The organism is Deltaproteobacteria bacterium (assembly GCA_005879795.1).
In the GTDB taxonomy this organism is placed as follows: domain Bacteria; phylum Desulfobacterota; class Binatia; order DP-6; family DP-6; genus DP-6.
Genome location: VBKJ01000089.1, coordinates 1 through 6490, shown reverse-complemented (window position 1 = coordinate 6490; position 6490 = coordinate 1). Strand labels below are relative to the sequence as shown.

The 6490-nt window shown below is 69.4% G+C and carries 8 protein-coding genes; 3 read left to right on the top strand and 5 right to left on the bottom strand.

The genetic code is table 11. From position 1 onward, the window contains the following. Positions 1 to 561: N-acyl-D-amino acid deacylase (locus tag E6J59_04605; GenBank protein ID TMB22036.1), on the bottom strand; the 561-nt coding region annotated here is incomplete at its 3' end. 264 nt (positions 562 to 825) lie between these two features. On the opposite strand from E6J59_04605, the gene E6J59_04600 reads away from it, so the two are divergent. Genes E6J59_04600 through E6J59_04590 form a run of 3 tightly spaced genes read left to right on the top strand, consistent with a single transcriptional unit; the run spans position 826 to position 2343 of the window. Next, positions 826 to 1104 carry a winged helix-turn-helix transcriptional regulator gene (locus E6J59_04600; protein ID TMB22037.1) on the top strand — a complete coding sequence of 93 codons (279 nt, stop codon included), beginning with the start codon at positions 826 to 828 and terminating at the stop codon, positions 1102 to 1104. A 16-nt stretch (positions 1105 to 1120) separates the two neighbouring features. Then, complete coding sequence (locus E6J59_04595; GenBank protein ID TMB22035.1) at positions 1121 to 1558, top strand: MAPEG family protein; 438 nt, start codon at positions 1121 to 1123, stop codon at positions 1556 to 1558. Continuing rightward, entirely contained in the window at positions 1555 to 2343 is a 789-nt protein-coding gene (locus E6J59_04590; GenBank protein TMB22034.1) for a hypothetical protein, read from the top strand. Before E6J59_04595 ends, E6J59_04590 begins: the two co-directional genes overlap by 4 nt. A gap of 350 nt (positions 2344 to 2693) precedes the next feature. Here the strand turns inward: E6J59_04590 and E6J59_04585 are convergent, their stop codons facing one another. The 4 genes from E6J59_04585 to E6J59_04570 all read right to left on the bottom strand — a co-directional run. After that, positions 2694 to 3785 (bottom strand): amidohydrolase, encoded by a 1092-nt coding sequence (locus E6J59_04585; protein ID TMB22033.1) that lies wholly within the window; start codon positions 3783 to 3785, stop codon positions 2694 to 2696. A 287-nt stretch (positions 3786 to 4072) separates the two neighbouring features. Continuing rightward, positions 4073 to 4330, bottom strand: a complete 258-nt coding sequence (locus E6J59_04580; protein TMB22032.1) for a hypothetical protein — start codon at positions 4328 to 4330, stop codon at positions 4073 to 4075. Between the two features lie 39 nt (positions 4331 to 4369). After that, a complete protein-coding gene (locus E6J59_04575; GenBank protein ID TMB22031.1) occupies positions 4370 to 5002 on the bottom strand; it encodes a hypothetical protein in 633 nt (210 codons plus the stop codon). After that, on the bottom strand, positions 4999 to 6490 hold a 1492-nt coding region (locus E6J59_04570), incomplete at its 5' end, for a GMC family oxidoreductase (protein ID TMB22030.1). The genes E6J59_04575 and E6J59_04570, both read right to left, overlap by 4 nt.

Below are 6490 nucleotides of genomic sequence, written 5' to 3'. Positions count from 1 at the left end.
GCCGATGGCGCCCTCGTCGAGCGCCGCGCGCACCAGGTCGGCCATCGCCGCCACCTCGTCGGGCGTGGCCGGGCCAGGCTCGGCGCCCTTCACCGCCGCGCGCGCCGTGCCGTGGCCGACGAGCTGGGCGACATTGAGGGCGAGGCCGCGCCGTTCGAGGGCGGCGAGGAAGCTGCCCATGCCGCTCCAGCCGTAGTCGAGGTCGTGGTCGTGCAGCATGCGCCCGACGAGCGGCAGCAACGCCTGGTTGCCCGGCAGGTACGGCGCCGGCGAGCAGCCGCAGTTGCCGGCGACGATCGTGGTGATGCCCTGCTCGAGCAGCGGCGCCAGCACCTCGGCGTGGTCGGGCTGCGGGATCACCCAGTCGCTGTGCGAGTGCATGTCGATGAAGCCTGGAGCGATCACCTGGCCGGTGCAGTCGAGGCGTCGCGCGGCGCTGGCATCGTCGAGCACGCCGACCGCGGCGATGCGGCCGTCGGCGATTGCGACCGAGGCTGGGAAGCCGTCACGGCCGGTGCCGTCGAGCACGGTGCCGTGGTCGAGGATGAGGTCGAAGGCCATGTGCGGACCATCGCATGCGCAAACGCCGTGGCGCAACGTGCACCGCCCCCCGCTCTTCTCAGGAGCGCCCGCCTCCGTGCCCGGGGCGCGGGAACCGTGATCGCGGGCCTGCTACGCAGGCCCACCGGCGGGGGCGTCGATGCTACCCGTCACTGCGGCATCCGGCTCGATTAGCTCCGGCCGGCGCCAGCGCTCCGCGACGGACAGGGCCTTGACTTGGCTCGACACTTCGATGATTGTCGAGGCGTGGCTGATGCTGGGCGTTTGGCGAGGATATTCAGGGCGCTCTCGAATCCGAATCGGCTGCGGATCTACGCGGAGATCCTGAAGAACGAGGAAGCTAGGCTCGACGTCGGCTGTGGCTGCCACCTCGCGGACGTCGTGCGCTCGCTCCGGTCGCTCAGGATCGGCTCACCGACGATCTCGCACCACGTGAGGGAGCTCGTGAACGCCGAGCTGATCACGGCCGAACGGCAGGGGAAGTTTCTGGTCTGCAGGATCAATCCGAGGACACGAGATCTCGCCCGCGCGATGTTCGCCTGAGTGCGGAAGAACCGCCATGGCCAATCCGCTATCGGAGCCCACCTTGAGTCTCTTCACGATCTGCGCGGCGATCCTGACGCTCAAGATGCTCCTCATGGCGACGCTCGTCGGGGTGCTGCGGAACGTCCGCGGCGTCCACATCGCTCCCGAGGACTATCGGCTTCTCGGTAGGACTCCCCGTCCCCCCGATGAGCTGATCGAACGCGTCCGCCGCGCCCACCAGAACGACGTCGAGAACATCCTCCCCTTCTTAGGGGTCGGGCTACTCTTCGCCTTGAGCGGGGGCTCCGCCACGGTCGCGTGGTGGCTCTTCCTCGTCTTCACCGTCTCACGGTTCCTGCACACGGTCTTCTACCTGGCCGCGTTGCAGCCCTGGCGGAGCGTGATCTTCACCGTGAACGCCGTCGCCCTCGGCACGATGTCCGTGCTCTTGCTGTGGAGGATCGTCACATGACCGAAGCGCGTCCAGCATTGCACCCCAAACTTTCGATCGAGATCCCCGGCGAGGCTGAGCTGTACGAGAAGCTCAAGGCCTACCAATGGAACGCTTCGACCGAGATCGACTGGTCGCGCCCGATCCGGAACTATTCGGAGGAGACCTACGAAGCGGTCAAGCGCTACTTCAGCCGCGAAGATTTCGACCGGCTCCGCGCCGAGCAGCGGGCCTTGACCTTCACCCAGCTCTTCGTGGGCGAGCAGGCCGCGCTCGCGCTCTGCGCGCAGCTCCTTAACATGGTCCCCGAGATGGAGACTAAATTCTGTCTCGCCGGCCAGATCATCGACGAGGCGCGCCACGTGGAGGTGTTTGGGCGCTACCTCGACAAGCTCGGTGCCGAGGCGCCGATCAACCGGCCGCTCGAAGAGCTAGTTCATCGCCTCCTCGACTCCGACCACTACGGCGAGAAGATCGTTGGCATGCAGATCTTCCTCGAGGGCATCGCCGTTGGCATTTTCCAGCGCTTCCAGACTGAGAGCCCCGATCCGTTGATGCGCGACATCATCCGGCTCGTGCTGCGCGACGAATCGCGGCACGCCGGCTTCGGGGTCATCTACCTCGCCGATCGTTTCCGTAGCGCGACGCCGGCCGAGCGCACCCGCGTCGAAGGCTTCGTGGGGGAGCTCTGGCGCCTCTTTCGTCACGCGACCGCCTCGCCCTTTGGGCCGATCGATCAGTTCCTCGAAGACACCTTCGACGACATCGCCCACCGGCTGCAGCTGATCGGGCTGGAGCTGCGGTAGTGCGAGGCCTGCGGGCCTCACCGTGGCTCAGACGCCGCGTGGCGACCGCGTGTTCGAAAAGTCGAACGGGATGCTCTTGCAGCGAGGCCAGGGAAGCCCCTCGGTCTCGACGCTGATCGAGCCGGCGCGCGCGTTCGGCCTCGAGGTCAAAGACTTCTTCGCCTTCCAGAGCGCGGCCTTTGGCACCGCGCCATCGAGCTCCTCGAACGCGCGAGTCTCGACCAGGTGCGACGGATTCTGCGACTCCTCGGCGGAGCAGCGGACCCCCGTAGGCAGTTCGGACGCGGCTCTCACGGCGAGAGGCCGTGCGCGGCACTTCTGCACGCTGCGGCTTCGATGATGACCCGGCGTCACGGCGCGAACCCGTAGAGCCGCGCGCAGTTCGTCGCCGTGACCTTCTCGACGAAGGTCGGGTCGAGCCCCTGGAAGGCATGCGCGATCGCCTCGCGCGAGTGCGGGAAAGTGCTGTCGGGGTGCGGGTAGTCCGAGGCCCACATAAAGTTGTCCGGGCCGAGGAGCGGCAGGAGCTGGGGGCCAAGCGGCTCCTCTTCGAAGGTCGCGTACACCTGGCCGCGGAAGATCTCGCTCGGCCGCGCCTTGAGGCGGTAGTCCCGCGCCTTGGGCACGTGCTTCTCGGCCGCCGCGTCCATGCGGTGGACGAAGTAGGGCAGCCAGCCGATGCCCGACTCCGCGAGCACGAGCCGGAGGCGCGGGTGGCGCTCGAGGACGCCCGAGTAGATCATCATGGCGAGCGGCTCGTCGAGCTGGATCGGGCCGACGGCCGAGAAGGCGGCGAGCTCCCAGCTCCCCGGGGCGACGCGCACCTGCGAGGTCCCGTGCCCGATGTGAAAGCTCACCGGCAAGCCCGTCGCCTCGGCCGCGTCCCAGAAGCGTTCCCAGGCGGGGTCCGAGCAGCGGAATTCGAAGGGGCTGATGATGACACCGCGGTGGCCGAGCCGGGCGACCCGCTCGAGCTCCGCCACCGCCGCGTCGGCGGCGTGCGTCGGAAGGACGGGGAGCACGCTCAAACGCTGCGGGTCGTGGCGATTGAACTCGACCGCCCAGTCGTTGTACGCGGCGAGCGCTGCTGCCTTGAGCGCGGGATCGTTGATCGGCAGGCCGAAGAGGTTCGGCCCGTAGATCACCGAGGCGTAGACGCCGTCGCGGTCCATGTCTTCGAGGCGGAGCTTGGGGCTGGCGGCACGCAGTCCGTCGTCCTCGATGCCGGCGCGTACGATCGCGCTGTAGTCTCGCATGAGCCGCGTCCCGAAGGGGCCCATGACCGCGCCGTCGCACGTCCACCAAGCGCTGTCGCCCTGCTCGACGACGCGCGGCCCGCGCTCGCGGAGCCCGCCCGGCAGCCGCTCCTCCCAGACGTCGCGCGGCAGGTTCCAGAGATCCAGGTGATCGTCGCACAAGTAGAGCCGCCAGCTGATCGCCATGGCGGCACATTCTAGTCCCGCCGGCTCCCCCTGTGTCCAGGCGTTGCCGGTGACCTGCCCGCCGCTCGTCGAGCGTACCTTCGTGGGCGGGTGTCGCCTCACGGGCGCAGCTGTGCGAGTGCGCGCAAGAAGTTTCCGCCGAGTACCTTCTGGATGGCTGGACGAGGCGGCCGCGCGGCTCGGCCTAGACCTTGGGACCCTGCGGCGGTTCTGGCAGGCGTCGGGGCTGAGCGACGGGGCGAGCTGATGTCGCGCGGCCTCCGCCGCGAGCTGTTTGGATGAGGTCTCTACGGCGGAGCGTGCCCGCAACGCCAGCGAGGAACGCGGGCGTGTTCCGCGAGCCACCCGGCGACGACGGGAAAGACCTCGGTCGGGGCGGCGCGGCCGAGGATCAGGTCCACGTGGCCGTAGTCCACGGCGTGGCCGTGGGCGCGGCCGAACTCCCGGTACGTCGCCGACGGGAGCCGGTCGAGCGCCAGGCGGACGGCGGCGGGGGTAGCGAAGCGATCGGCGGTCCCGGCGATGACGAGCAGGGGCGTCGCCACGCGGGCGAGCGCGTCCAGGTAGTCGACGCGCCCGCAACCCTATCGGCAGTAGTGCCGTGGCGAGCAAGTACTGCCCGAGGGGCAGTCCGCGGGGTCCCCGACGCACACGAGCTCATGCAGCGGCGCACCCCGCTCCCGCCGCTCGATCACCCTGAGGCCCCACTCGCCCGGTGCCGCCGCCATGACGCGACATGGGCCGCCGCCGGCGAACGGCTTGAGCGCCGTGCAGGTCGCCTGCACCGCGGCGGCCGTCGGCTCCACGCCCTCCTCGACCCAGCGCGTGAGGGCGAAGAACGCGGCGAGGTGCTCTACGGCGCTGAACCCGCAGTGACCGCCGGTCGCGGTGAAGAGCTGGACGAGCTGCTCCGGGCGGCCGCTCGCTACGAAGGCTTCCCGATATTTCTCATCGTTTTCCGGAATGACGAGACCGTCGTCGAGCGCGTGGAGGGTGAGGACCTTGGCTGCGGTCCGCCCGCGCGGCTCGAAGAAGCGCTGCATGTAGTTGACCCCCGCCGCGTCGGCGCTCGCGCGCGGCACGCCCCGGTTGAGTGCGAGCTGCTCACCGGGGGTGAGGGCGGGGGCGGCGTAGTCGACCCCGATGTTCCCCCACGCCTCACCCTCGGACATGGGGTTCTCGGCACTCGCCGCATGGAGGAGCGCGCGCCGTCTCACCCGAGCCGCTCCCGGACGTGATCGCCGACCCGCAGGGCGTTCGCCATGATGGTGAGGGCCGGGTTCACGGCACAGCTCGAGGGGAAGAAGCTCGCGTCGACGACGTAGAGGTTGTCGACGTCGTGGGCCTTGCAGTGGACGTCGAGGGCCGACGTCTTCGGGTCGCGGCCGAAGCGGACGGTACCGTTCTGGTGCGCCACGCCGGCCAGCGGGATGCGCGCCGGGATGTAGGCGTTCAGGGGAATCAGGTGATCGTGGCAGCGGATCTCCTTGAGCATGCCCTTGAGCTTCGCGATGAGACGCCGGTGCCCCTCCTCGTTGTTCGGTCTGTAGGCGAGGGTGATCCGGCCGTCGCGGTCGACGGTGACCCGGTTGTCGGGGTGGGGCAGGTCCTCGGAGGTGAGCCAGAAGGAGAGCGTGTGCTCGGCCATCTTCTCGAGCGTCCAGCCCGGCGCGATGCGTGGCGCCCCGGCGCGGAGCGTGTTCGCGTCGGTCTTCCCGATCATCGAGATGTGGCCCATCGGGTAGTCCCACTCCTTCGACGGGAAGTAGAAGTCGTTCAGGCCCCAGGTCTTCTGGAAGCGCGTCGGGTTCGGCTCGCGGGAGACGGCGAGGAGCATCGAGTTCAGATGGCACATGTAGTGGCGGCCGACGACGCCGGAGCCGTTGGCGAGGCCGCGGGGGTGCTGGTCGCTCGCGGAGCGGAGGAGGAGCGCGGCCGAGTTGACGGCCCCGCACGAGACGGCGACGACGCCGGCCGAGTACGTCTCGTGCGCTCCGTCGCGCTCGACGTGGACCTTCGTCACCTCGCGCCCCGACGCGCTCGTCTCGAGGCGCGACACGTACGCGTCGGTGACCAGCGTGACGTTCGGGTGCGCGAGGGCGGGATCCACGCAGATCACCTGCGCGTCCGCCTTCGCGTAGACGAGGCACGGGAAGCCGTCGCAGGTGTCGCAGCGGATGCAGCGGCTCTGCCGCGGGTTCTGCTCGTCGAGCATGACGCCGACGGGCATGTGGAACGGCCGGTGCCCGATGCGCGTCAGGTCGTCGACCAGCTGCTGGATGCGCGGCTCGTGGCTGAGGGGTGGATGGAGGTAGGGCGCGCTCGCGGGCGGCTCCGTCGGATCGCTACCGCGGAGCCCGTGCACCTGGTAGAGATGCTCGGCCTCGGTGTAGTACGGCTCCAGGTCGTCGTACGCGATCGGCCAGGCGGGCGAGACGCCGCCGTGGTGGGCGACCTGGCCGAAGTCCTGCCTGCGGAGCCGGATCAGCGCGGCGCCGTAGAACTTGGTGTTCCCGCCGACGAAGTAGTGCGTGCCGGCGTGGAACTCCTTGCCGTCGCGGTCGTACCAGGGCTCCTTGATGTGGTAGCGGTTCTCGACCTCGACGGCGCGCGAGTCCCAGTTCTGCTTCTCGCGCGGCACGTAGCCGCCCCGCTCGAGGAGGAGGATGCGCTTGCCCGAGGGCGCGAGGCGGTAGGCGAGCGTC

Coding starts and splice junctions, on each gene's coding strand:
- E6J59_04585 (TMB22033.1), bottom strand. CDS start 3,785: ATGGCGATCAGCTGGCGGCTCTACTTGTGCGACGATCACCTGGATCTC.
- E6J59_04590 (TMB22034.1), top strand. CDS start 1,555: ATGACCGAAGCGCGTCCAGCATTGCACCCCAAACTTTCGATCGAGATC.
- E6J59_04595 (TMB22035.1), top strand. CDS start 1,121: ATGGCCAATCCGCTATCGGAGCCCACCTTGAGTCTCTTCACGATCTGC.